The sequence below is a fragment of the Variovorax sp. RKNM96 genome (assembly GCF_017161115.1).
Taxonomy (GTDB): Bacteria; Pseudomonadota; Gammaproteobacteria; order Burkholderiales; family Burkholderiaceae_C; genus Variovorax.
The window spans coordinates 5,147,741-5,170,297 of record NZ_CP046508.1 but is presented as its reverse complement, the minus strand read 5'-3'; the positions used below and the strand labels follow the sequence as shown (position 1 = coordinate 5,170,297).

At 65.4% G+C, this 22,557-nt stretch carries 23 protein-coding genes, 1 tRNA gene and 1 pseudogene; 12 read left to right on the top strand and 13 right to left on the bottom strand.

Translation table 11 applies throughout. From position 1 onward, the window contains the following. The first annotated feature begins 442 nt into the window (after nt 1-442). Nucleotides 443-1,279, top strand: a complete 837-nt coding sequence (locus tag GNX71_RS23880) for an HNH endonuclease (protein WP_206174720.1) — start codon at nt 443-445, stop codon at nt 1,277-1,279. 27 nt (nt 1,280-1,306) lie between these two features. On the opposite strand, the gene GNX71_RS23875 is transcribed toward GNX71_RS23880, so the two are convergent. From GNX71_RS23875 to GNX71_RS23845, 7 genes are all read right to left on the bottom strand, one after another. Continuing rightward, nucleotides 1,307-1,780 carry a DUF4124 domain-containing protein gene (locus GNX71_RS23875; RefSeq protein WP_241027034.1) on the bottom strand — a complete coding sequence of 158 codons (474 nt, stop codon included), beginning with the start codon at nt 1,778-1,780 and terminating at the stop codon, nt 1,307-1,309. Nucleotides 1,781-1,866: 86 nt separating this feature from the next. Then, nucleotides 1,867-1,942 (bottom strand) — tRNA-Thr (locus GNX71_RS23870). 25 nt (nt 1,943-1,967) lie between these two features. Further along, on the bottom strand, nt 1,968-2,984 hold the full coding sequence (locus GNX71_RS23865; RefSeq protein ID WP_206174718.1) for a class 1 fructose-bisphosphatase: 1,017 nt from the start codon (nt 2,982-2,984) through the stop codon (nt 1,968-1,970). A gap of 43 nt (nt 2,985-3,027) precedes the next feature. Beyond that, entirely contained in the window at nt 3,028-5,733 is a 2,706-nt protein-coding gene (gene pepN / locus GNX71_RS23860) for an aminopeptidase N (protein ID WP_206174717.1), read from the bottom strand. Further along, nucleotides 5,720-6,406: an HAD-IA family hydrolase gene (locus tag GNX71_RS23855; protein ID WP_206174716.1), complete on the bottom strand. Its 687-nt coding sequence runs from the start codon at nt 6,404-6,406 to the stop codon at nt 5,720-5,722. Before GNX71_RS23855 ends, pepN begins: the two co-directional genes overlap by 14 nt. 4 nt (nt 6,407-6,410) lie before the next feature. Further along, a protein-coding gene (gene prfB, locus GNX71_RS23850; RefSeq protein ID WP_206174715.1) for a peptide chain release factor 2 occupies nt 6,411-7,515 on the bottom strand; the annotation gives its coding sequence in 2 pieces (ribosomal slippage) (nt 6,411-7,433 and nt 7,435-7,515; 1,104 coding nt in all). A 272-nt stretch (nt 7,516-7,787) separates the two neighbouring features. Next, nucleotides 7,788-8,603 (bottom strand): MetQ/NlpA family ABC transporter substrate-binding protein, encoded by an 816-nt coding sequence (locus tag GNX71_RS23845; RefSeq protein ID WP_206174714.1) that lies wholly within the window; start codon nt 8,601-8,603, stop codon nt 7,788-7,790. 249 nt (nt 8,604-8,852) lie between these two features. On the opposite strand from GNX71_RS23845, the gene GNX71_RS23840 reads away from it, so the two are divergent. Genes GNX71_RS23840 through GNX71_RS23825 form a run of 4 tightly spaced genes read left to right on the top strand, consistent with a single transcriptional unit; the run spans nt 8,853 to nt 11,621 of the window. Next, on the top strand, nt 8,853-9,725 hold the full coding sequence (locus GNX71_RS23840) for an ATP-binding cassette domain-containing protein (RefSeq protein ID WP_206174713.1): 873 nt from the start codon (nt 8,853-8,855) through the stop codon (nt 9,723-9,725). Beyond that, complete coding sequence (locus GNX71_RS23835) at nt 9,718-10,380, top strand: methionine ABC transporter permease (protein ID WP_042582148.1); 663 nt, start codon at nt 9,718-9,720, stop codon at nt 10,378-10,380. Before GNX71_RS23840 ends, GNX71_RS23835 begins: the two co-directional genes overlap by 8 nt. Before the next feature lie 41 nt (nt 10,381-10,421). Then, the gene (locus GNX71_RS23830; protein ID WP_206174712.1) at nt 10,422-11,243 is read left to right on the top strand and encodes a MetQ/NlpA family ABC transporter substrate-binding protein; all 822 of its coding nucleotides are present in this window, start codon (nt 10,422-10,424) and stop codon (nt 11,241-11,243) included. A gap of 24 nt (nt 11,244-11,267) precedes the next feature. Beyond that, a complete protein-coding gene (locus tag GNX71_RS23825; protein WP_206174711.1) occupies nt 11,268-11,621 on the top strand; it encodes a hypothetical protein in 354 nt (117 codons plus the stop codon). A gap of 223 nt (nt 11,622-11,844) precedes the next feature. On the opposite strand, the gene GNX71_RS23820 is transcribed toward GNX71_RS23825, so the two are convergent. The 3 genes and pseudogenes from GNX71_RS23820 to GNX71_RS23810 all read right to left on the bottom strand — a co-directional run bounded on the left by GNX71_RS23820 (nt 11,845) and on the right by GNX71_RS23810 (nt 15,034). After that, nucleotides 11,845-13,203, bottom strand: a complete 1,359-nt coding sequence (locus tag GNX71_RS23820; protein WP_206174710.1) for an LLM class flavin-dependent oxidoreductase — start codon at nt 13,201-13,203, stop codon at nt 11,845-11,847. Further along, entirely contained in the window at nt 13,200-14,033 is an 834-nt protein-coding gene (locus GNX71_RS23815; protein ID WP_206174709.1) for a MetQ/NlpA family ABC transporter substrate-binding protein, read from the bottom strand. Before GNX71_RS23815 ends, GNX71_RS23820 begins: the two co-directional genes overlap by 4 nt. Nucleotides 14,034-14,135: 102 nt before the next feature. Next, nucleotides 14,136-15,034 (bottom strand): annotated as a pseudogene (locus tag GNX71_RS23810) (LysR family transcriptional regulator). Between the two features lie 127 nt (nt 15,035-15,161). Here GNX71_RS23810 and GNX71_RS23805 point away from each other — a divergent pair. Both GNX71_RS23805 and GNX71_RS23800 read left to right on the top strand, forming a co-directional pair. Beyond that, entirely contained in the window at nt 15,162-16,172 is a 1,011-nt protein-coding gene (locus GNX71_RS23805) for an aldo/keto reductase (RefSeq protein ID WP_206174708.1), read from the top strand. 50 nt (nt 16,173-16,222) lie between these two features. Then, complete coding sequence (locus GNX71_RS23800; protein ID WP_206174707.1) at nt 16,223-16,921, top strand: amino acid racemase; 699 nt, start codon at nt 16,223-16,225, stop codon at nt 16,919-16,921. Here GNX71_RS23800 and GNX71_RS23795 read toward each other — a convergent pair. Then, nucleotides 16,918-17,844: an alpha/beta hydrolase gene (locus GNX71_RS23795; RefSeq protein WP_206174706.1), complete on the bottom strand. Its 927-nt coding sequence runs from the start codon at nt 17,842-17,844 to the stop codon at nt 16,918-16,920. The genes GNX71_RS23800 and GNX71_RS23795 overlap by 4 nt on opposite strands. A 115-nt stretch (nt 17,845-17,959) precedes the next feature. Between GNX71_RS23795 and GNX71_RS23790 the strand changes: the two genes are divergently transcribed. From GNX71_RS23790 to GNX71_RS23770, 5 genes are read left to right on the top strand one after another with little or no spacing between them, the layout of a single operon-like run. After that, a complete protein-coding gene (locus tag GNX71_RS23790) occupies nt 17,960-19,021 on the top strand; it encodes an aldo/keto reductase (RefSeq protein ID WP_206174705.1) in 1,062 nt (353 codons plus the stop codon). Beyond that, nucleotides 19,018-19,512 carry an aminoacyl-tRNA deacylase gene (locus GNX71_RS23785; protein ID WP_206174704.1) on the top strand — a complete coding sequence of 165 codons (495 nt, stop codon included), beginning with the start codon at nt 19,018-19,020 and terminating at the stop codon, nt 19,510-19,512. The genes GNX71_RS23790 and GNX71_RS23785 overlap by 4 nt, the downstream gene beginning before the upstream one ends. 7 nt (nt 19,513-19,519) lie before the next feature. Continuing rightward, nucleotides 19,520-20,332, top strand: coding sequence for a DUF6348 family protein (locus GNX71_RS23780; RefSeq protein ID WP_206174703.1), 813 nt, complete (start codon nt 19,520-19,522; stop codon nt 20,330-20,332). 57 nt (nt 20,333-20,389) lie between these two features. Continuing rightward, nucleotides 20,390-21,025, top strand: coding sequence for a glycerol-3-phosphate 1-O-acyltransferase PlsY (plsY, locus tag GNX71_RS23775; protein ID WP_206174702.1), 636 nt, complete (start codon nt 20,390-20,392; stop codon nt 21,023-21,025). An 8-nt stretch (nt 21,026-21,033) separates the two neighbouring features. After that, nucleotides 21,034-21,387, top strand: a complete 354-nt coding sequence (locus tag GNX71_RS23770; RefSeq protein ID WP_206174701.1) for a RidA family protein — start codon at nt 21,034-21,036, stop codon at nt 21,385-21,387. Between the two features lie 6 nt (nt 21,388-21,393). Here GNX71_RS23770 and GNX71_RS23765 read toward each other — a convergent pair whose 3' ends face one another. Together GNX71_RS23765 and GNX71_RS23760 are read right to left on the bottom strand one after the other, a co-directional pair. After that, nucleotides 21,394-22,044: a TIGR02281 family clan AA aspartic protease gene (locus tag GNX71_RS23765; RefSeq protein WP_206174700.1), complete on the bottom strand. Its 651-nt coding sequence runs from the start codon at nt 22,042-22,044 to the stop codon at nt 21,394-21,396. Nucleotides 22,045-22,049: 5 nt separating this feature from the next. After that, nucleotides 22,050-22,535: a YajQ family cyclic di-GMP-binding protein gene (locus GNX71_RS23760; protein ID WP_013542743.1), complete on the bottom strand. Its 486-nt coding sequence runs from the start codon at nt 22,533-22,535 to the stop codon at nt 22,050-22,052. Between the last annotated feature and the right edge of the window lie 22 nt (nt 22,536-22,557).

Below are 22,557 nucleotides of genomic sequence, written 5' to 3'. Positions count from 1 at the left end.
GCCCGGTGTTGCAGGCCGGTTAGTAGTAGCGGAGCCGTTGACCTGCCGATTGAGCGCTCGCGCCGTAGGCATCGCTGAGCGACAGCATGCTCACTGGGTGCCGCCAAAAAAAGCACCCCTGTGCGTGTACCTCATGGTCGTCATTCGTTGAATTCACCGACCTTGCCGGTCAAAAGCAATGACGAGGTTCTTGGGCGAGTGGAACTGCGTCCAATCACGCGCTACGGCGAATACCTCGGGTTCTTTTGCGAAGCGTTGAGGGTCAATCAATGCGGGTTGGTGTTGGTCGCGGTGAAGGTCACCCACATCTCATGGAGCAAGAGGCAACACGAGGTTTCCTCGCAAGCTCGGGCCCAATGGGCTTCGAGGAGATGATTGTTAAAGTATATTTCCAAACATTAACGATCTGATCCACGAGCGCCCTTGGCAGAAAGACTTGTCCGTGCCTGAGCCAAGTGCTGTTTTGCCCTCCTTTGAGGTCGGAAGGATCTATGACCGTCGAACAGAGCTCCATGACCTGTTTGGCGGCAGTCGGCAAAGTGGGATCTCTCCTTCGAAGAATTTCCCAGCCGTCTTTCTGTTTACCGGCGAAGGTGGCAGTCGACATGGGTATGTGGACCATCCGCAAGCAGACGGAAGCTACCTCTACACAGGTGAGGGCCAACGTGAAGACATGGTGTTGAAGCGAGGCAATCTCGCAATCCTCAACCATTCGTTGGAGGCCCGAGCGCTGCATCTGTTTCAGTCGCTGGGCAAAGGAAAAGGGCAGCAGTACCTGGGCGAGTTTGTCTATGACAGCCACACGTGGACAGATGCTGACGACACGACGGGCGCGACTCGCAAGGCGATCGTTTTCAAGCTCGTGCCAGTTTCAAGGTTGGAGCATGGCGATCTTGTGGATGGGAATGAACCCATCGCAGTCACATCGCTTGAGGACGCCAGAAAGCGAGCCATCGCCGCGGCGAAGGCCGATGGCTCTCAAGCAAGCAGGTCAGGCAGTCGAACGGTCTACGAGCGAAGTCGCACGGTTCGCGACTACGTTCTTTTGCGCGCCGCAGGGCACTGCGAGCTCTGTGAGCAGCCGGCGCCATTTAAACGCAAGAGTGGGGCTCACTATCTGGAGCCTCATCACACCACCCGTGTTTCAGACGGTGGTCCTGATCACCCTCGATTCGTTGCGGCGCTTTGCCCGACATGCCACCGCGAGGTGCACTACGGTGAGCACGCCAAATTGAAGAACGATGGCCTGGTTGAGAAGCTGCGCACCATCGAGCCTTAGTGGAAGTCTTCGATTGCTTTGTGGGTCTCAGCACTTCAAGTCGAAGAAGCGCTTGCGCGCTTTGTAGAGATCTACTTCCGTTCTAGCCTTTGCTTCCGCGGTCGCGTGGTTTGTGTCGGCCTCTAGTGAGGGTATCTGTCGATCAAGATGGCCGCACTGAGCTTGATCACCTGCAGGAAGGTTCACGCGGCGACGTGCAATGTTCATATCCTCGTGTGAGCGCCCGTGCAAGGGACGCATCGCGCTGTCGAATTGACGATGGAACTCGTCTTGCTGAACTTCCCGGCCCTTGCGGGAACTTCCGCCCATCTTGTCCATGCCTTGGGTCGGCGTTGCGTCGATAACTTTCGCGCCCACACAGGGGGCGTCTGAGTAGGAGACTTTGCCGTTCGCCTCGCATCGGTAGACCTTGGGCTGGGCGTAAGCCGACGAGGCGCCGAGCAGGTGCACGGCGACGACACCGATAAAGAGCCGGCTCTTGGACAGGGCGGAGTGAAACATTCGCGTCATAGGAATCGAGCTACGAGACATGAGGCTGCCAAAAGAAAAAAGCCCCGCTATCTTTTTAATAGCGAGGCTTTTTAGATTGGTGCCGGAGAGATGAATCGAACACCCGACCTTCTCATTACGAATGAGCTGCTCTACCGACTGAGCTACACCGGCGAAGCCTCAGATTATAGCCACTCCATCAGCCCTTTTCGGCGTGGTACTGGGTCAAACGCTCAACTTCGTTACGCGAACCCAACATCACGCTCACCCGCTCGTGCAGCTTGGTGGGCTTCAGGTCCAGGATGCGCTGCTTGCCGTTGGTGGCCGCGCCGCCGGCCTGCTCGACCAGCCAGCTCATCGGGTTGGCCTCGTACATCAGCCGCAGCTTGCCGGCCTTCTCGGGCTCGCGCTTGTCCCACGGGTACATGAACACGCCGCCGCGCATCAGGATGCGGTGCACGTCGGCCACCATGCTGGCAATCCAGCGCATGTTGAAGTCCTTGCCGCGCGGGCCTTCCTTGCCGGCCAGGCACTCGTCGATGTAGCGCTTCATGGGCTCGTCCCAGTGGCGCATGTTGCTCATGTTGATCGCGAATTCCTTGGTGTCCGCCGGAATCTGGATGTCTTCCTGCGTCAGCACGAAGCTGCCTTGCTCGCGGTCGAGCGTGAACATGGCCACGCCGTTGCCCACGGTGAGCACCAGCGTGGTCTGCGGGCCGTAGATGCAGTAGCCCGCGGCCACCTGTTGCGTGCCGGCCTGCAGGAAGTCGGCTTCCTGCACGCCGGGGGTGTCGTCGGGCTTCTTCAGCACGCTGAAGATGGTGCCGATGCTCACGTTCACGTCGATGTTGCTGCTGCCGTCCAGCGGGTCGAACATCAACAGGTATTCGCCCTGCGGGTAGCGGTTGGGCACCACGTGGATGGTTTCCATCTCTTCGCTGGCCATGGCCGCGAGGTGGCCGCCCCATTCGTTGGCCTCGATGAGCACTTCGTTGGCGATGATGTCCAGCTTCTTCTGGATCTCGCCCTGCACGTTCTCGCTCTCGGCCGTGCCGAGCACACCGCCCAGCGCGCCCTTGTTGACGGCCTGGCTGATGCTCTTGCACGCACGGGCCACCACTTCGAGCAGCAGGCGCAGCTGGCCCGGAATGAGGCCGTCGGCGCGCTGTTGTTCGACGAGGTAGCGGGTGAGGGAAATCTTCTGTTGTTGAGCCATGTGCTTTTCGTGTTCCTTGCTTGATAGCTAGCTTGGTGCTTGATCAGTTGCCGGCCAGGGCGCGGGTAACGACTTCGTGGGTGTCCTTGCTCAGGTCCGGCTTGGCGGCCACGCGGGCGATGGCTTCGCGCGCGGCGCTGCGGTACGGCTCGGCCAGCTTGCTCCAGCGGTCGAGCGCGCGCGCCAGGCGTGCGGCCACCTGCGGGTTGATGGCGTCCAGCTCGATCACGCGGTCGCTCCAGAACACATAGCCGGCCGCGTCGGGGCGGTGGAAGGCGCCGGGGTTCGCGCTGCAGTAACTGAAGATCACGCTGCGCGCGCGGTTCGGGTTCTTGAGCGAGAAGTCCGGGTGCTTCATCAACTGCTTGACCAGCGGCAGGATGTCGCCGCCGCGGTCACTGGCACCGGCCTGCAGCGAGAACCACTTGTCGATGACCAGCGCCTCGTCCTTGAAGATGGCGTGGAACCGCGCAAGCGCCTGCGCCGCGAGCGTGTGGCCCGACGACACCAGCGCGTTGAGCGCGTTGAAGCGGTCGGTCATGTTGCCCGCATCTTTGAAGCGCTGCAGCGTCTTGCCGGGCCACACGGTGTCGCCCGAGGCGCGCGCCGCCAGGCACAGGAAGTTGAGCGCCATGCCGGCCAGCGCGCGGCGGCCCGAGGAGGTCGGGTCGGGCGTGTAGGCGCCGGTGTCGTGGTTCTCTTCGTACACCTGTTCCCAATCGGCAAAGAGGGCGGTGGCGAGCTGGGCGCGCATGGCTTCGCGCACCAGGTGCACGCGCTGCGGATCGACCACGTCGAGCTGTTCGGCGATGTAGGTTTCCGACGGCAGCGTGAGCACCAGCTCCTTGAAGGCGGCGTCGAGCTGCGGGTTGCGCAGCACGCTGCGCATGGCGTCGATGTAGGCGTCGTTCAGCACCGGGGTGGTGTCGGTCGCAAGGGCGGCAATGCCGTGCAGCGCGGCGCGCAGGCCCAGGCGCTGGCCGGCTTCCCAGCGGTTGAACGGGTCGGGGTCGTTGGCCAGCAGGGTGAGCAGTTGGGCGTCGGTGTACTCGAAGTCGAGGATCACCGGCGCGCTGAAGCCACGCAGGATCGAAGGCACGGGCTCGGCGTCGAGGCCGACAAAGGTGATCTGCTCGCCGGCACGCGAGAGCACCAGCGTGCGGGTGCCGCGCGTCACGTCGCTTTCGCCTTCGAGTTGCAACGGCAGCTCGCGCCCGTTGGCATCGAGCAGGCCGATGTTCAGCGGAATGACGAAGGGCTCCTTCGTCGGCTGGCCCGGCGTGGGCGGGCAGCTTTGCACCACGCTCAGCGTGTAGCTGCGGTTCTGCGCGTCGTACACGCCGTGCGCCGCAAGGCGGGGCGTGCCGGCCTGGCTGTACCAGCGCTTGAACTGGGGCAGGAGGCGCGACAGTTCCGATTCGGGGTTGGCATCGGCAATGGCCTGCGCAAAGTCGTCGCAGGTCACGGCGTGGCCGTCGTGGCGCTCGAAGTAGAGGGTGATGCCCTTTTCGAAGCCCTTGCGGCCGACCAGCGTCTGCATCATGCGAACGACCTCGGCACCCTTTTCATAGATGGTGACGGTGTAGAAGTTGCTGATCTCGATGTAGCTGTCGGGCCGCACCGGGTGGGCCATGGGGCCGGCGTCTTCGGGGAACTGGGCGGTGCGCAGAACGCGCACGTCCTCGATGCGCTTCACGGCGCGGGCCGAGGCGTCGGCGCACAGGTCCTGGCTGAACTCCTGGTCGCGGAAGACGGTGAGGCCTTCCTTCAGCGAGAGCTGGAACCAGTCGCGGCAGGTCACGCGATCGCCGCTCCAGTTGTGGAAGTACTCGTGGCCGACCACGCTCTCGATGTTGCTGTAGTCGGCATCGGTGGCGGTGGCCTGGTTGGCCAGAACGTACTTCGTGTTGAAGATGTTCAGGCCCTTGTTCTCCATCGCGCCCATGTTGAAGTCGCTGGTGGCAACGATCATGAAGCGGTCCAGGTCGAGCGGCAGGCCGAAGCGGGCCTCGTCCCACAGCACCGAATGGATGAGCGAGTTCATCGCGTGCTCGGTCTTGTCGAGGTCGCCGGCGCGCACATACACCTGCAGCAAGTGCTCCTTGCCGTTGCGCGCGGTGATGCGCTGCTCGCGCGCCACCAGCTTGCCGGCCACCAGGGCGAACAGATAGCTGGGTTTGCGGAATGGGTCGACCCACTTGGCGAAGTGGCGGCCCTCGGGCAGGTCGCCCTGCTCGACGAGGTTGCCGTTCGACAGGAGCACCGGGTACGCGGCCTTGGCGGCGCGCAGCGTCACGGTGTAGGTCGACATCACGTCCGGGCGGTCGAGGAAATAGGTGATGCGGCGAAAGCCCTCGGCCTCGCACTGCGTGAAGAAGGTGTCTTCGCTCACGAACAGGCCCATCAGCTTGGTGTTCTTGATGGGGCAGCAGGTGGTGAAGATCTCGAGCTCGAAGTCGCCTTCTTCCGCGTAGGGCAGGCCGTCGATGACGAGCTGGTCGCCTTCCATGCGGAACGAGGCGCCCTGGCCGTTGACGAGCACGCGCGCGAGGTTGAGCTCGTCGCCATCGAGCCGCAGCGGCTGGATGGGCGCATCGGGGTTGCGGCGCAGCCGCATGCGGTTGAGCACGCGGGTCTTGGCGGGGTCGAGGTCGAAGGTCAGGTCGACGGTGTCGATCCAGTAGCCCGGGGCGGCATAGTCTTCGCGTCGAATGGCAATCGGTTGGCCTTGGCCGTCACGCAGCATCATCGAGGGTCTCCAGAAAATTCGAATGGGCGAGTTCGTTGTAGTCGCGAACCGCGGCAATGACATGGGGGCCGGCAAGCTCGGCGGCGGTATGGGTGCTGCACACGGCCACGGCACGCATGCCGCCGCGGCGGGCGGCCTCGATGCCGAAGGGCGCGTCTTCAAAAACGATGCAGCGCTCGGGCGCCACGCTGATGCGGCGCGCGGCTTCCAGGAAGATCGCAGGCGTGGGCTTGCCGCTGAAGCCTTCGTCCCCGCCGACGATCGCCAGCGGCAGCGGGTCCATCTTCAGGCGCGACATGGCGAACTCGATGTTGCCCTTGTCGCCCGCTGTGCCCACCGCCACCTTCAGTCCGCGCGCAACAGCGGCTTTGGCAAAGACGGTGAAGCCCGCGACTTCGGTGAAGTTGTCGCTGAACATGGCGCGGTAGATCTCTTCCTTCTCGTGCACCAGCACCTGGGCTTCGTCGTCCGAGAGCTTGCGATCGAACAGCTCGCGCATGCACTCGACGCCGGTGCGGCCCGTGGTGCGCGCGAGGATGTCGCTCACATCGAGCTTCAGCCCGTGGCGCGCCACGAACTCCACCCACGAGCGCGCATGCCAGGGCATGGAGTCGATCATGGTGCCGTCCATATCGAAGATGAAGGCTTCGACCTTCCCGTGCGTCAGCGTCATTGGTTTACACGCCTTGCTTCAGTGAGGCTTCGATGAACACATCGAGGTCGCCATCGAGCACCTTCTGCGTGGCCGAGACTTCGACGTTGGTGCGCAGGTCCTTGATGCGGCTGTTGTCCAGCACGTAGCTGCGGATCTGGTGGCCCCAGCCCACGTCGGTCTTGCTGTCTTCCAGCTTCTGCTGCTCTTCCTGGCGCTTGCGCATCTCGTGGTCGTACAGGCGCGAGCGCAGGCGCTTCCACGCCACGTCGCGGTTGCTGTGCTGGCTGCGGCCGTCCTGGCACTGCACGACGATGCCGGTCGGAATGTGCGTCAGGCGCACGGCCGAGTCGGTCTTGTTGATGTGCTGGCCGCCCGCGCCGCTGGCACGGAAGGTGTCGGTGCGCACGTCGGAAGGGTTGATGTCGATCTCGATCGAATCGTCGATTTCCGGGTACACGAAGATGCTGGCGAAGCTGGTGTGGCGGCCGCCCGAAGAGTCGAACGGGGACTTGCGCACCAGGCGGTGCACGCCGGTCTCGGTGCGCAGCAGGCCGAAGGCGTAGTCGCCCTCGACCTTGATGGTCGCGCCCTTGATGCCGGCAGTGTCGCCGGGCGTTTCGTCTTCGATCTGCGTCTTGAAGCCCTTGCGCTCGGCGTACTTCAGGTACTGGCGCAGCAGCATGCTGGCCCAGTCGCAGGCCTCGGTGCCGCCGGCGCCGGCCTGGATGTCGACAAAGGCGTTGAGCGGGTCGGCCGGGTTGTTGAACATCCGGCGGAATTCGAGCTGCTTGATGTCGGCTTCGAGTGCGGTGGCGTCATCGGAGATGGACTGCAAGCCGTCCATGTCGCCTTCTTCCTTCGACATCTCGAAGAGCTCGGAGTTGTCCGAAAGGCCATTGGTGAGCCGGTCGAGCGTGACGACCACGTCGTCGAGCGACTTCTTTTCCCGGCCCAGTTCCTGGGCCTTCTTGGGGTCGTTCCAGACGTTCGGGTCTTCGAGCGATGCGTTGACTGTCCTCAGTCGTTCAGCTTTGGCATCGTAGTCAAAGATACCTCCGTAAATCGACCGTGCGGGCGCTCAGGTCCGCGAGCATTGCGCCGATTTGGTTGATCTGTTCTGCGTCCATGGGGTGTCCTGACTGGGTGAGGTTGGTGTTCGGGGGAACCGGGTATTTTCTCACGCTCGGGAGACCGGTCCTGCAGAGCCCCTGTATTGCTCCTTCCCCCTCTGGGGGAAGGTTGGGATGGGGGCGCGCGGCTTCAATGCCATCAGGGTGTTCGAGGCCGTCGTGCCCCCACCCCGACCCTCCCCCGGGAGGGGCGGGAGCCGGACAAGAAAAAGCCCCCTGGGCGCGTCGCGCGCACACAGGGGGCAAGGGGAAGTCGGTGTTCGGGCGGATCAGAACGCCGGCACGAGCGAGCCCTTGAACTGCGTCTCGATGAAGCTCTTCACCTCCGGCGACTGGTAGGCCGCCACCAGGCGCTTGGCCCAGGGCTTGTCCTTGTCGGCACGGCGCACTGCGATCAGGTTGGCATACGGGCTCTTTGGCGATTCCTTGATCACCGCGTCCTTGTTGAGCGACAGGCCCGCCTTCTCGGCGTAGTCGTTGTTGATGGAAGCGATGGTCAGGTCGTCCAGCGAGCGCGGCAGCTGGGCCGCGTCGAGCGCCACGAGCTTGAGCTTCTTGGGGTTGGTCACCACGTCCAGCGGGGTGGCGTTGTTGTTCTTCACCGCCTCGGGCTTCAGCGTGATGAGGCCGGCCTGTTGCAGCAGCAGCAACGCGCGGTTGCCGTTCGACGGATCGTTCTGGATGCCGACCGAAGCGCCGTCCGGCAATTGGTCGATCGACTTGATCTTGCGCGAGTAGAAGCCCAGCGGCGCGGTGATGGTCAGGCCCACGGGCACGATGTCGAAGCCGCGCGCCTTGTTCTGGTTGTCGAGAAAGGGCTGGTGCTGGAAGGCATTGGCGTCCAGGTCGCCCGAGGCGAGTGCCGCGTTGGGCAACTGGTAGTCGTTGAACACCACGACCTGGATGTTCAGGCCGTCCTTGGCGGCGACCTTCTTGACCACCTCGAAGATCTGCTCGCCGTTGCCGACGGAGACGCCGACCTTGAGCGTGTTCTTGTTGTCCTGCGCGAAGGCGGTGCTGCCGGCGAAAAGGGCGGTGGCCAGTGCGGCAAGGGCCAGGGTGCGGCGGCGGAAATTGCTGTGCATGTTGTTGCGCGAAATCAAAAAAAGAAGGCGCGAATGTGGCATCGCCCGGCGCGTTTGGGAACGAACCAATGCGCATATCGATATGGCGTTGCGATATGGCGTTGGCCGCAGGCGTTTTGAAATGCTTATGCGTTTTCATGCATAAGCAAGCGAGGATTTGTTCGTTCCCTTTTGGCGCCTTTCTTTTCATACTCGGCACCTTTTTGCGAACTCCGCGACCTGCTTTCACGCGGGCCGTGCCTCCTTTCCATGACCAACCATTCGCCTGATACGGCCCGCGGCGACGCGGAGCAGCCGGTCATCCGTCTTCAATCGGTGCAGAAGTCCTTTGCCCTGCCCAGCGGCGAGGTGTTCGACGCCGTGCAGTCGCTCTCGCTCGACATCCACCAGGGCGACGTGTTCGGCCTGATCGGCAAGAGCGGCGCCGGCAAGTCGACCTTGCTGCGCCTCATCAACCTGCTGGAGCGGCCCGACGCGGGCAAGGTGCTCGTCGGCGGGCGCGACCTCACCACGCTCTCGCGCCGCGAGCTGCGCGACACGCGCCAGAACATCGGCATGATCTTCCAGCAGTTCAACCTGCTGCAGAACGCGACGGTGTTCGACAACGTGGCCTTCCCGCTGAAGATCCACGGCCGCCATTCCAAGGCCGAGATCGACACGCGGGTGCGCGAATGCCTCGACCTCGTGGGCCTCGCCGAAAAGATCGATACCTATCCGGCCCAGCTCTCCGGCGGCCAGAAGCAGCGCGTGGCCATCGCCCGCGCGCTGGCACCGCGCCCGCAGGTGCTGCTGTGCGACGAGCCCACCTCGGCGCTCGATACCGAAACCACCCGCGCGCTGCTCGAGACGCTGCGCGACATCAACCAGAAGATCGGCGTGACCATCGTGATCGTGACGCACGAGCTGTCGGTGGTCGAGGTGCTGTGCCGCAACGTGGCCATCCTCGAGAAGGGCCGGCTGGTGGAACAGTTCGCCGTCGATGCGCCGAGCGAAGAGCGCAAGACCGCGCTGGGCCGCGAGATCGACGAGCTGGTGCGCCGCCGCGAGCGCGAGGCGCGCCTGCCGGTCGAGCCGCGGTCCGCATCCGCCGCACGCAATGCAGAGGAGGTGGCCTATGTTTGAGAACATCGCCCCCATCCTCCCCGAGCTCTGGACCGCCACGGGCCAGACTTTCATGATGCTGGCCATCGGCCTCTCGGCCGCGGTGCTGATCGGCGGGCCGCTGGGCATCCTGCTGTTCCTGCTGGGGCCGGGGCAGTCGCTGGAGAACAAGCCGGCGTTCCTGGTGCTGAACTGGATCGTGAACACGGTCCGCTCCTTCCCTTTCATCATCCTGCTGGTGGCGCTGGTGCCGTTCACGCGAATCATCGCGGGCACCTCCATCGGGCCGCTGGCGGCTGCGGTGCCGCTGTCGTTCGCGGCCATTCCGTATTTCGCGCGGCTGGTCGACCAGTGCTTGCGCGAAGTGCCGCGCGGCGTGATCGAGGCGGCGCATGCCATGGGCGCCTCGGAGCTGCAGATCGTCTGGCGCGTGCTGGTGGTCGAGGCGCGCTCGGGCCTGGTGCTTGCGCTCACGGTGCTGGCGGTGAGCTTTCTCTCGTACTCGGCGATCGCCGGCGTGGTGGGCGGCGGCGGCATCGGCGACCTGGCGATCCGCTACGGCTACTACCGCTTCCAGACCGACGTGATGGTGCTCACCGTGGCGCTGCTCGTGGTGCTGGTACAGATCCTGCAATTCGTGGGGAACACCACGGCGCGCAGGCTGGACAAGCGTTGATTTCCTTCTTTTCTCCCTTTCTCTTTCCTGTTGCTCATTCCATGAAAACCGCATTGCTGCGCCGTTCCGTCCTCGCCGTTTCCCTCGTCGCGCTGTCGTTCGGCGGCCTCTCGCTGGCCCAGGCGCAAGACGCCAAGAAGAACCTCGTGATCGGCGGCACCGCCGGCTCGAACATCGACCAACTCAAGGTCGGCATCGTCCCCATCCTCGAGAAGAAGGGCTACAAGGTGAAGCTGGTCGAGTTCAACGACTACGTGCAGCCGAACCTCGCGCTGGCCCAGGGCTCGCTCGACGCCAATTTCTTCCAGCACCAGGTCTACCTGAAGAAGTTCTCGGCCGACCAGAAGCTGGACCTCGCCGAACTGGTGCAGGGCCCGATCGCGCCGCTGGGCGTGTATTCGACCAAGCGCAAGACGCTGGCCGATGTGAAAGAGGGCGACCGTGTGACGCTCCCGAACGACCCGAGCAACCTGGCCCGCGCGCTGGTGCTGCTGGAGCAGAACAAGCTGATCACCATCAAGGCCGGCGTGGACCCGATCCGCGCGTCTGAAAAGGACGTGGCCGAGAACCCGAAGAAGCTCAAGTTCATTCCGCTCGAAGCCGCGCAGCTGCCGCGTTCGCTGGGCGATACCGAGTACGCGATCGTCAACGGCAACTTCGCGATCTCCTCGGGCCTGAAGCTCAACGAGGCGGTGGTGCTGGAGAAGACGCCCGACTACTACCTCAATGTGGTGGCGGTGAAGACCGGCGACAAGAACTCGGCCTGGGCCAAGGACATCGTCGAGGCCTACCACTCGAAGGAATTCAAGGCGGTGGTCGACACCAAGTTCCAGGGCTACGCCAAGCCCAGCTTCCTGCAGTAATCCAACCTCGACAAAGGACGCCCCATGCCCGTGCTCGCCGTATTCGATGCCCAAGCCAACTGGCGCGACACGCACGTGTGCGACGGCTGGATCACCGAGCATCTGGCCGGGCAGGGCGTGAGCTGGGGGCGGGGCAAGGCGAAGAAGGGGCAGCGTGCGCTTGATGGGGCGGGACTGTTCTATCTGCCGACTGCCGACGGCTACCTGGGGCTGCTGTTCGAAGGGGGCGAGTGGGTTTCCATTCCCTCCGACAAGCCGCATTTCTTCGATGCGGGAGAAGCGGAATCTCTCGAAGGGTTGCCTGCTGCGCTGCCGCTCTTCGAGGCTTTTGTCGAAGAGGTGCTGTCCCTTACCGGCAACGACGCCGACGAGGAGTGAAGGGGGCTCGGGCCTCGAAGGCGTCCGCTCATAAGTTCGACGCCGCGGCCTTCCCCCGGCGGGGAAGAGTGAAAGAAAGACCGGGGCCTCGTGCGTCGTGTTGCTCCTTCCCCCTCTGGGGGAAGGCTGGGATGGGGGCAAGCGGCGCTTGCAAAAGCCATGCACATGCAAAGGCCGCGTGCCCCCACCCCGGCCCTCCCCCAGCGGGGGAGGGAGAAACACATCAAGCCGCCAGCCGCTGCGCTGTTCGTCCGCCCGGTCGAGCCAGCCCGAGGTGATCGCGCAGCGTGCGCCCCTCGTACTCGGTGCGGAAGATCCCGCGCTTCTGCAGGATCGGCACCACGCCATCGACAAAGTCCTGCAGCCCGTGCGGCAGCGCATCGGGCATCAGGTTGAACCCGTCCGCCGCGCCACCCTTGAACCAGTGCTCGATGTCGTCGGCGATCTGTTCGGGCGTGCCCACGATCACGCGATGCCCACCGCCGCCCGCGAGTTCGCGGATCAGCTGGCGCACCGTGTAGCCGTGCGTGCGGCCGGCCGCGACCACCGCGTTGAAGAAGGTGTGGTTGCCGTTGCCATTGCCGGGAAGCGGCAGGTTGTCGGGCAGGCGCTCGTCGAGCTTCAGGCGGTCGGGCGTGATGCCCAGCGTGCCGGCGATGCGCGTGAGGCTGTAGTCCCACGGGATCAGGTCGACCAGTTCGTCGCGTCGACGACGCGCCTCGGCTTCGGTGCTGCCGACGATGGTGGTAAGGCCGGCGAGCACCTTCACCGCATCGGGCCCGCGGCCCAGTTCGGCGGCGCGCGTCTTGAGGGCGCGTGCGTAGGCCAGCGATTCTTCGAACGACTGCGAGGCCGAGAACACGGCTTCCGCATGCCGCGATGCGAGCTCGCGCCCATCGGCCGAAGCACCGGCCTGCACCAGCACCGGATGGCCCTGCGGCGCACGCGGCAGGTTCAGCGGACCCTGCACCGCGAAGTGCTCGCCGCGGTGCGCAATCGCATGCACCTTCGTCGCGTCGATGAAGCTGCCGATGGCCTTGTCGCCGATGAAGGCGTCGTCCTCCCAGCTGTCCCATAGCGCCTTCACGATGTCGGCGAATTCCGAGGCGCGGGCGTAGCGCTTCGTGTGGTCGGGCGTGGTGTCGAGGCCGAAGTTGCGGGCCGAGGGCAGGTCGGCCGTGGTCACCATGTTCCAGCCCGCGCGGCCATTGCTCACATGGTCGAGCGTCGAGAAACGGCGCGCGATGTTGTAGGGCTCGTTGTAGCTGGTGGATGCTGTTGCGATCAGCCCGATGTGCGTCGTCGCCGCGGCCACGCAGGCCAGCAGGATGGTGGGCTCCAGCGCGGTGATCGGGCGGAAGTGGATCTGGTCCACGATGGCCGCGTTGTCCGCGAGAAAGATCGCATCGAGCTTCGCCGCCTCGGCGATCTGCGCGGTACGGATGTAGTGCTGGATGTCGGCGAACGCCCACGGGTCGCTCTCCGGCAGGCGCCAGGCCGAGGGCACGAAGCCCGAATGCAGGATGTTGACGTTGAGGTGCAGCTGCCTGCGCGGTGCGGTGCTGTTGTTGCTATTGCTCATTGGTTGAAGTAGTCCGGCAGCCTGTAGCCGGCCCACACCGGGTTGGCCCTGAAGAACTTCTGGAACTCGGGCGACTGGTAGGCGGCCACGATGTCCTTGGCGAACTTCGCGTTCTCGTTGCTGCGCTTGACGGCCACCACGTTCACGTAGGGCAGCGTCATGTCTTCGAGCTTGAGCGCCTCGGTGAGCTTCAGGCCCGAGGCGACGGCGAAGTTGCCCTGCACGGCCGCGAGGTCGGCGTCGGCCAGCGAGCGCGGAGCCTGTGCGGCGTCCAGCGGAACGATCTTCAGGCGCTTGGGGTTGTTGACGATGTCGCGCTCCGACACGCTCAGCGGGCTCACGCCCGGCTTCAACGTCACCCAGCCGACGGCCGCGAGGATGTTGAGCGCGCGCGCCGCGTTCACCGGGTCGGCGGGCAGCGTGACGGTCGCGCCGTCAGGCACCTTGTCGAGCGACTTGTGGCGCTGCGAGTACAGGCCCATCGGCGGCGTCGGCACCTGCACCACGGGCACGAGGTCGAAGCCCTGCTGCTTGTTCGTGGCGTTGAGGTACAGCGTGTGCTGGAAGATGTTCGCGTCGATCTGCCCGCGCTCCACCGCGTCGTTGGGCTGCACGCCCTGGCTGAACTCGACGTACTTGATGGTGTAGCCCAGCTTCTTCAGCTGGGGCTCGATGCCGTTCGTGAAGGCATCGCGGTACGGCCCGGGCATGAAGCCCACGCGCAGGTCGTCGGCGTGGGCGGAAACGTGCAGGAGCAGGCTCAGTGCAAGGCCGCCGAACAGCGGGGCAGAGCGGCGCAGCCACGAGGGCGCGCGCGAAAGGGAAGGCATGACGGCAACTCCGGGAGGCGGCGAAAGGAGTTGGGCACTCTAGGTGGCGGTGCGCGCCGCGCGAACGAAGATTTGCGCGCTTGGATATCCGCTGGCCGGATATCAGGCGGGCGCCTCGCCCTTGAGGAAATCGACGAAGGCGCGCAGCGGCGCCGGCATGTGGGTGCGGCTCGGGTAGTAAAGGAAGGGGCCCGAGAAGCTCTGCCACCAATCTTCGAGCACCGGCAACAGCGCGCCGCTGTCCAGCGAAGGGCGCAGGAACTCGTCGAAGGTGTAGATCACGCCCAGGCCCGATTCGGCCGCATGCAACTCGATATCGATCGTCGAAGCCACCAGCGGCCCGCTCGGCGTGATCTTCACCACCTTGCCCCGGCGCACGAAGCCCCAGGCCGCGAGCACGCCGCTCGAAAAGCGGTGGCCGATGCAGGCGTGCTGCAGCAGGTCGGTCGGGTGTTTGGGCGTGCCGTGCGCCGCAAGGTAGCCCGGCGATGCGGCGGCCACGAAGCGCTGCGTGCGCGGGCCCAGGGGTACGGCGATCATGTCCCGCGCAATGCTCTCGTCATAGCGGATGCCCGCATCGAAGCCGGCTGCGAGCACATCGATGAAGGTGTCGTTGGTTGTCACCTCGAGCGTGATCCCGGGGTGCGCGATCAGGAAACGGCTGGCCAGCGGCGGCAACACGCGCTGCGCGACGATCGTCGGCACGTTGAGCCGCAGGGTGCCGGTGGGGCTGTCGCGAAAGCTGTTGAGCGTGTCGAGCGCACCCGCGATGTCGTCGAGCGACGGGGCGATGCGGTCCAGCAGCCGCTGCCCGGCTTCGGTGGGCGTGACGCTGCGCGTGGTGCGATTCAGGAGGCGCACGCCCAGCTGCGCTTCGAGCCGGCGCATGGCCTCGCTGAGCGAGGAGGGCGACACGCCGCGCAAGCGGCCGCACCGCGAAAGCCGCGGGCGCGCGTGACGGCGACGAAGGCGCCGAGATCCGAGAGGTCGGGGGCGATCATGGCGGGATTGTGCGTTTTATTGCACAGCTCGTGCAGTGGCGGCCGGATTATCGAACGTGTCACTTTCTTCCAGACTAGCGCCATGCCGTTCGCAACCGCGTCCGGACCTCTTGAAAAGGAAGCCGCAATGAACACACGTCAACTCGGGGCCAAGGGCCCGCAGGTCTCCGCACTCGGCCTCGGCTGCATGGGCATGTCGGGCATGTACGGCCCCTCGGACCGCGCCGAAAGCATCGCCACCATCCACGCCGCGATGGACGCGGGCATCACGCTGCTGGACACCGGCGATTTCTATGGCAGCGGCCACAACGAGATACTGATCGGCGAGGCGCTCAAGGGTCTGAAGGGCTCGCAGCGCGACGCGGCGCTGGTGAGCGTGAAGTTCGGCGCGATGCGCGATCCGGCCGGCGGCTGGGTCGGCTACGACGCGCGGCCGCAGGCGGTGAAGAACTTCCTGGTCTATTCGCTGCAACGCCTGGGCGTGGACCACATCGACATCTACCGCCCGGCGCGGCTCGATGCGAGCGTGCCGATCGAGGACACGGTGGGTGCCATCGCCGACATGGTGAAGGCCGGCTACGTGCGGCACATCGGGTTGTCGGAAGTGGGGTCGCACACGATCCGCAAGGCCGCGGCCGTGCACCCGATCGCCGACCTGCAGATCGAGTACTCGCTGATCTCGCGCGGCATCGAGGACGACATCCTGGCAACCTGCCGCGAACTGGGCATCGGCATCACGGCGTACGGCGTGCTCTCGCGCGGGCTCATCAGCGGTCACTGGCAGAAGGGCGGTGCGGGCGCGACGGACTTCCGCACGCACAGCCCGCGCTTCCAGGGCGAGAACGCCGACCGCAACCTCGCGCTGGTCGAGGCGCTGCGCAGGATCGCCGATGCCAAGGGCGTGACGGTCGCGCAGATCGCGATCGCATGGGTGGCGGCGCAGGGCGACGACATCGTGCCGCTGGTGGGCGCGCGGCAGCGCACGCGGCTGGAAGAAGCGCTGGGCTCGTTGGGCGTCGCGCTGACGGCGGACGACCTGGCTGCCATCGAGCGCGCCGTGCCGAAGGGCGCGGCGGCCGGCGACCGCTATGCGGCCGCGCAGATGGCGCACCTGGACAGCGAATCGGATCACGCCTGAGCGATGTCCCAGGACTGGGCATGGCGGCGCGCCTTTTGTAGGATGCCGCCATGACCCAACACATCGGAATCGTCGGCTGCTCCGCCGAAGGCGCATCGCTTTGCTACCAGACCATCTGCGTGGAGGGCGCGAAATTCCTCGGGCCGCACGCGCATCCCGAGGTCTCGATGCATACGCCGTCCCTGTCGGACTACATGGAACACATCTACCGCGACGACTGGCGCGGCGTGGGCGAGGTGATGCTCGCCTCCGCGCACAAGCTCGCGAAGATCGGCGCGGACTTTCTGGTTTGCCCGGACAACACCATCCACCAGGCGCTGCCGTTCATCGAAGGGCGTTCGCCGCTGCCCTGGCTGCACATTGCTGAATGCGTTGCGGAAGAAGCTGTGCAGCGCGGCTTTAGGCGCATCGGCATCACGGGCACGCGCTGGTTGACCGACAGCGAGGTGTATCCCGAGAAGCTTTCGGCCCGCGGCCTGGCATACGTCCGCCCCTCCATCGAAGAGCGCGACGAGATCGCCCGGATCATCATGGAAGAGCTGGTCTGCGGCGTCTTCAAGCCCGAGGCCATTGCGACCTTTCAGCGCGTGATGCAGCGCATGAAGGACGAGGAGGGCTGTGACGCGGTGGTGCTCGGCTGCACCGAGATCCCGCTGATCATGAGCGACGCGAATTCGCCGCTGCCGACGCTGGACTCCACGCGGTTGCTGGCGCGTGCGGCGCTGCGCCGCGCCACGCAAAAAATCTAGGCCAGGAAGTCTTCGATCAGCCGCGCCACGCGCTGCGGCTGGTCGTGGTGCAGCATGTGGCCCGCGTCGTCCAGGCGTTCGATGCGCACCGAGGGCACGGACTTCAGGCGCTCATGGAATTCATCGAGCGTGTAGCGGCTCTTCCACCAGCCCTGCAGGCTGTCGTCGGAGGCCTCGACCATCAGCGTCGGCGCGGTGATGCGCGCATAGAGCGCGAGCGTTTCATCGACGCGGAAGATGTGCGCATTGACGATCTTGTGCGCCGCGTCGCCAAGGATCTGCCAGCGCGTGCTGCCGTCGGGCTGCAGGTGGCCGGCTGACCAGTGGCTCGCGAGCCAATCGGCCTTGTCCTGCGTCAGGCGCGGGTTGGTCTTCATGAGGCGGCGGGCCACCCCGTCCACGGCCGAGTAGCTGGCCAGCGCCTTCTCGTTGCGGTGCAGGCCCTTGAGTTCGTCGATCCACTGGCCGTAGCGTGCGGGCGCTTCATCGGGCTTGCGAAACGGCATGCCGAAGCCTTCGAGGTTGACGAGGCGGCGGATGCGCGCGGGACGCACGCCCGCGTAGTGCATCGCGACGTTGCCGCCCATGCTGTGGCCCACGAGGTCGACCGGCTGTGCGCTGTCGCCCTCGCCGGTGTAGTGGTCGAGCAGCCATTCGAGGTCGGCGAGGTAGTCGGCGAGCCAGTAGTTGTCGACGCCGCCGCCGTCGGTGAGGCCGAAGCCGCGCCAGTCGGGGGCGATGATGAAGCGGTCTTCGGCCAGCGCATCGACGACGAACTGCCACGAGGCCGCGACGTCCATCCATCCGTGCACCAGCACCAGCGGCGGTCGTTCGGTTGAGGGCTGGCCCCAGAGGCGCACGTGGTAGCTGAGGTTGCGCACGGGCACGAATTCGCTGCGCGAGGGACGGAGGGCTTGGTACATGGGCGTCGATGATAAGGAGCGGGCTGAGTTCGCGCAGTCCGGCAGACGACAGCTCGCGCTCGGGCTTTGGCCGCGCGGCCAGCGCGTTGCGGGGGAGGGCGGTAGCATCCCGCGCATGAAAAAGATCCAACTCGGTCAGAGCGACCTGCACGTCACCCCGATCTGCCTCGGCACCATGACTTTCGGTGAGCAGGTGGACGAGCCCACCGCCCACGCCATCCTGAGCCGTTCGCTCGAGCGGGGCGTCGACTTCATCGACACCGCCGAGATGTATTCCGTGCCCACCCGCAAGGAAACCTACAGCGTCACCGAAACCATCATCGGCAACTGGTTCGCCGCCAACCCCGGCGCGCGCCAGAAGCTGGTGCTGGCCACCAAGGTGGCCGGCCCGCTGCGCAACACGCCCTGGGTGCGTGAAGGCGTGGGCATGACGGCCGCGGACATCGTGGCTTCGTGCGACGCGAGCCTGAAGCGCCTGAAGACCGACACCATCGACCTCTACCAGATCCACTGGCCCGAGCGCCACGTGCCGGCCTTCGGCAACATCTACTACGACCCGGCCAAGGAAGTCACGCAGACGCCGATCCACGAGCAACTGGAGACCTTCGGCAAGTTGGTGAAGGCCGGCAAGATCCGCGCGATCGGCCTGTCGAACGAAACGCCCTACGGCGTGCACGAGTTCGTGCGGCTGGCCGAGCAGCACGGCCTGCCGCGCGTGGCGACGGTGCAGAACGTCTACAACCTCGCGAGCCGCGGCGCCGAGAACGGGCTCGACGAGACGATGCACCGGCTGGGCGTGTCGCTGCTGGCCTATTCGCCGCTCGCCTACGGCCTTCTCACCGGCAAGTACGACAAGAGCGGCATCACCGGGCCCGACGCGCCCGAGGAAGCGCGCATCACCCGCTACGAATCCGTGCGCAAGCTCCGCTGGGGCCGCCCCGACGCGCTGAAGGCCGCGCGCCTGTACAACCAGCTCGCGCGCGACAACGGCCTCACGCCGACGCAGCTCGCGCTGGGCTTCTGCTACACCAAGTGGCAGGTGGCGAGCACCATCATCGGCGTGCGGACGTTGGCGCAGCTGGACGAGGACATCGATGCGTACGGCACCACGCTGTCGCCAGAAATCCTGGCCGAGATCGACAGGATCCGCTGGGACATCCGGGACCCGGCGGCGTGAGCGGCAAGAAGGTCCACGTTTCCGAAACGCCCGCGACGCAACTGCTGCGGGCGAACGGGATCGCCTTCACCGAGCATCCGTACGAGTACATGGAGCACGGCGGCGCGCAGCGCGGCGCCGAGATGCTCGGGCTCGATCCGTTCACCGTCATCAAGACGCTGGTGATGCAGGACCAGGACGCCAGGCCGCTCATCGTGCTGATGCACGGCAACCGCACGGTGTCGACCAAGAACCTCGCGCGGCAGATCGGCGTCAAGTCGGTCGAGCCCTGCAAGCCCGAGGTGGCGCAGCGGCACAGCGGCTACATGGTGGGCGGCACCTCGCCGTTCGGCACGCGGCGCGAGATGCCGGTGTACGTCGAATCGACCATCCTCGAACTGCCGAAGATCGTTCTCAACGGTGGGCGGCGCGGCTACCTGATCGGCATCGATCCGCAGGTGTGCGTGGCGCTTCTGGGGGCTGTGCCGGTGCAGTGTGCGCTGGCAGAATAGCCGCGCCATGACGTCATCGCCCCCTGGTTCCCTTCCGCCCCATTGCGCGGCCAACAAAGGCGGCGGGCCGGTTTTCAAGGTCGGCTTCGAGAACGACAAGGCGCAGTGGACCGAGGTCTTCGATCTCTCCGCGCTTCTGCTCGAGGCGCTGACCGCCCGTGGCTTCAAGGCGGTGAGAGAGCAGGAGGGCTGGCTCCTCCTGCCCGATGAAGGGCTCTGGCTGTGGCCGCAGATCGCGAGCTACCACCCCACGGACGATGGCAGCGTACGCACCTCCACCACCATCGAAGTGGCGCATGCCAGCCTGCTGCCGGCCGGCACCTTCGAGTACCAGCATTCGTATGGCGATGACATCGCTTTGTCGTTGACCCGGGGTTTCGATCTCTGGGCACAGGTTGACCTGGTCGTGTTCAAGGACGCGCTGAGCGCCGAGCTGGCCCATTGCACTTCGCTGCAGATGCAATGGGAGCCCAGGAAGGGCCAGGCCCACAGCCGGCAGCGGCGCGTGCTGTTGGGGCCGGTCGCGCACCAGGCCGAGCGCAACGCGACCGAGGAAGAAGAACACCCGTTCTGCCCTTGCTGCCTCTTCACCAACACCTGGGACGCCTACAAGCCGCAGATCGAATCCGATGGCGTCTACGGCCTTCGCCTCTATGCCGCGCGCGATGCGCAAGGCGAGGTGCAGGCCGATTGCCGCGTCAACGGCGAGGACTGGCCCGCGGGTGCGGAGGCTTTGCGCGCCTATGTGGCGCAGTGGCCCGACCGGGGCTTCGAGTTCCGCAAGCAGTACGTTGTGATCCAATCGCCGCCCGAGACCTGAAGACGGCACGCTGTCGTCTTCATCCGATAAAAACAACCGTCCCCGCGGAGCGCCCCCTTGAGCTTTCATTTGCCATCCCTCATCGCCATCGTGGCGTCGTACCTGATCGGCTCGCTGTCGTTCGCGGTCATCGTGAGCAAGTCGCTCGGCATGGCCGATCCGCGCAGCTACGGCAGCGGCAACCCCGGCGCGACCAACGTGCTGCGCTCGGGCAACAAGGGCGCGGCGCTGGCCACGCTGGTGCTCGATGCGGTCAAGGGTTGGCTGCCAGTGTTCTTCATCCGCCACTACGGCGCGCAGTGGGGCCTGGGCGATGGCGTGGCCGCCGTGGCGGGCCTCGCGGCCTTCCTGGGCCACCTGTACCCGGTGTTCTTCGGCTTCCAGGGCGGCAAGGGCGTGGCCACCGCGGCGGGCGTGCTGGTGGGCATCGCGCCCTGGCTGGGGCTTGCGACCGGTGCCACCTGGCTGATCATCGCGGTCTTCTTCCGCTATTCGTCGCTGTCGTCGCTGGTGGCGGCCTTCTTCGCGCCGGCCTACTACCTGCTGGGCGGCAACATTGCATGGCCGCTCGACCGCACAGTGCTGATTGCGATCATCATCATGAGTCTGCTGCTGATCTGGCGGCACCGCGAAAACATCCGCCGGCTCGCGGCCGGCACGGAGTCGAAACTCGGCTCGAAGAAAAAGGCTTGAAGAACATCATGGCAAACATCACCCGCTTTCACGTCGGCCCGCGCCTCTCGGAGACGGCCGTGCACAACGGCACCATCTACCTCGCCGGCCAGGTGCCCGACGACACCTCGCAGGACATCCGCGGCCAGACCGCCCAGGTGCTCGCCATGGTCGACCGCCTGCTGGCCGAGGCCGGCAGCGACAAGTCGCGCATCCTCATGACGCAGATCTTCCTGGCCGACATCACCGACATCACGGCGATGAACGAGGTGTGGGACGCGTGGATTCCGGCCGGCAACACACCGCCGCGCGCGACGGTGCAGGCCAAGATGGCCAATGCGGCCTACAAGATCGAGATCGTCGTTACCGCTGCTGCGGCCTGACGTTTTTCAGTACCGCTTCTCGAGGACCATCTGGTCCGCGTCGCGGCGCATGGAAAAGCGGTTGATGAAGCTGTTGCCCAGCAGCGCGTAGGGCATCGGCTGCTGCGTGACGATGGCGTCGATGTCGTAGACCTCGACATCACCCACGCGCACCGACTGCAGCCGCAACCTGTAGCCCTGGGACACGCCGTTGGCGGTGCTCATCTGAACGATCTGTCCCTTGCTGTAGTCGAGCCCGATGCGCTGGGCGTCGGCGGCCGACAGGGCGATCGTCGTGGCACCCGTGTCGAGCATGAAGGTGATCGACTTGCCGTTGATGGCACCCTGCGTCATGTAGTGACCGCGGCTGTCGGGCGGCAGCACGATGCGGTTGCCGCCACCCCCCGAACTCCCGCCACCGCCGATGCTCACAGGCGTGTCCATGCGCAGGTTGACCCGCTTGCCTTCGAGTTCGACCACCGCCTGTTCGGCCTGAAGTGACACGAGCTTGACCCCCTGGAAACTCTCGCCGACCGCCACCGTCTTGGGCGGTGCGCCGTTCACGATCAGGATCGCGCGGCTGCCGATGGTGCCGGTGAGCATCACCGAACTGGCAGCGTGCGCCGCCGCCACGGCAGCCAGAAGACACGCTGCCGTCGCAAAGGCGAGGGGTTTCATGAGGATCAGTCGCGGAAGTTGTTGAACGACAGCGGCATGTCGGGCACGTCCTTCTTGATCAGCGCCATGGCGGCCTGAAGGTCGTCGCGCTTGGCGCCGGTGATGCGCACCGCGTCGCCCTGGATCGCGGCCTGCACCTTGAGCTTGCTGTCCTTGACGATGCGGGTGATCTTCTTGGCCTGCTCGCTCTCGATGCCGCTCTTGACCTTGATGACCTGCTTGACCTTGTCGCCGCCCATCTTCTGGACGTCGCCCTTGTCGAGGAAGCGCACGTCGACGCTGCGCTTGGTGAGTTTGCTGCGAAGGATGTCCTCCACCTGCACGAGCTGGAACTCGGCATCGCCGATCATGGTGATTTCCTTGTCCTTGAGGTCGACGGCGGCGGCGGTGCCCTTGAAATCGAAGCGCGTCGCGATTTCCTTGGCGGTGTTTTCGACCGCATTCTTCACTTCGGGCAGATTCGGCTCGCAGACGGTATCGAAAGACGGCATGGGCTCTCCTGAATTCACTTGG

Coding starts and splice junctions, on each gene's coding strand:
- GNX71_RS23875 (WP_241027034.1), bottom strand. CDS start 1,780: ATGTTTCACTCCGCCCTGTCCAAGAGCCGGCTCTTTATCGGTGTCGTC.
- GNX71_RS23865 (WP_206174718.1), bottom strand. CDS start 2,984: ATGGCTCAACAACAGAAGATTTCCCTCACCCGCTACCTCGTCGAACAA.
- pepN (WP_206174717.1), bottom strand. CDS start 5,733: ATGATGCTGCGTGACGGCCAAGGCCAACCGATTGCCATTCGACGCGAA.
- GNX71_RS23855 (WP_206174716.1), bottom strand. CDS start 6,406: ATGACGCTGACGCACGGGAAGGTCGAAGCCTTCATCTTCGATATGGAC.
- GNX71_RS23845 (WP_206174714.1), bottom strand. CDS start 8,603: ATGCACAGCAATTTCCGCCGCCGCACCCTGGCCCTTGCCGCACTGGCC.
- GNX71_RS23840 (WP_206174713.1), top strand. CDS start 8,853: ATGACCAACCATTCGCCTGATACGGCCCGCGGCGACGCGGAGCAGCCG.
- GNX71_RS23835 (WP_042582148.1), top strand. CDS start 9,718: ATGTTTGAGAACATCGCCCCCATCCTCCCCGAGCTCTGGACCGCCACG.
- GNX71_RS23830 (WP_206174712.1), top strand. CDS start 10,422: ATGAAAACCGCATTGCTGCGCCGTTCCGTCCTCGCCGTTTCCCTCGTC.
- GNX71_RS23825 (WP_206174711.1), top strand. CDS start 11,268: ATGCCCGTGCTCGCCGTATTCGATGCCCAAGCCAACTGGCGCGACACG.
- GNX71_RS23820 (WP_206174710.1), bottom strand. CDS start 13,203: ATGAGCAATAGCAACAACAGCACCGCACCGCGCAGGCAGCTGCACCTC.
- GNX71_RS23815 (WP_206174709.1), bottom strand. CDS start 14,033: ATGCCTTCCCTTTCGCGCGCGCCCTCGTGGCTGCGCCGCTCTGCCCCG.
- GNX71_RS23805 (WP_206174708.1), top strand. CDS start 15,162: ATGAACACACGTCAACTCGGGGCCAAGGGCCCGCAGGTCTCCGCACTC.
- GNX71_RS23800 (WP_206174707.1), top strand. CDS start 16,223: ATGACCCAACACATCGGAATCGTCGGCTGCTCCGCCGAAGGCGCATCG.
- GNX71_RS23795 (WP_206174706.1), bottom strand. CDS start 17,844: ATGTACCAAGCCCTCCGTCCCTCGCGCAGCGAATTCGTGCCCGTGCGC.
- GNX71_RS23790 (WP_206174705.1), top strand. CDS start 17,960: ATGAAAAAGATCCAACTCGGTCAGAGCGACCTGCACGTCACCCCGATC.
- GNX71_RS23780 (WP_206174703.1), top strand. CDS start 19,520: ATGACGTCATCGCCCCCTGGTTCCCTTCCGCCCCATTGCGCGGCCAAC.
- GNX71_RS23770 (WP_206174701.1), top strand. CDS start 21,034: ATGGCAAACATCACCCGCTTTCACGTCGGCCCGCGCCTCTCGGAGACG.
- GNX71_RS23765 (WP_206174700.1), bottom strand. CDS start 22,044: ATGAAACCCCTCGCCTTTGCGACGGCAGCGTGTCTTCTGGCTGCCGTG.
- GNX71_RS23760 (WP_013542743.1), bottom strand. CDS start 22,535: ATGCCGTCTTTCGATACCGTCTGCGAGCCGAATCTGCCCGAAGTGAAG.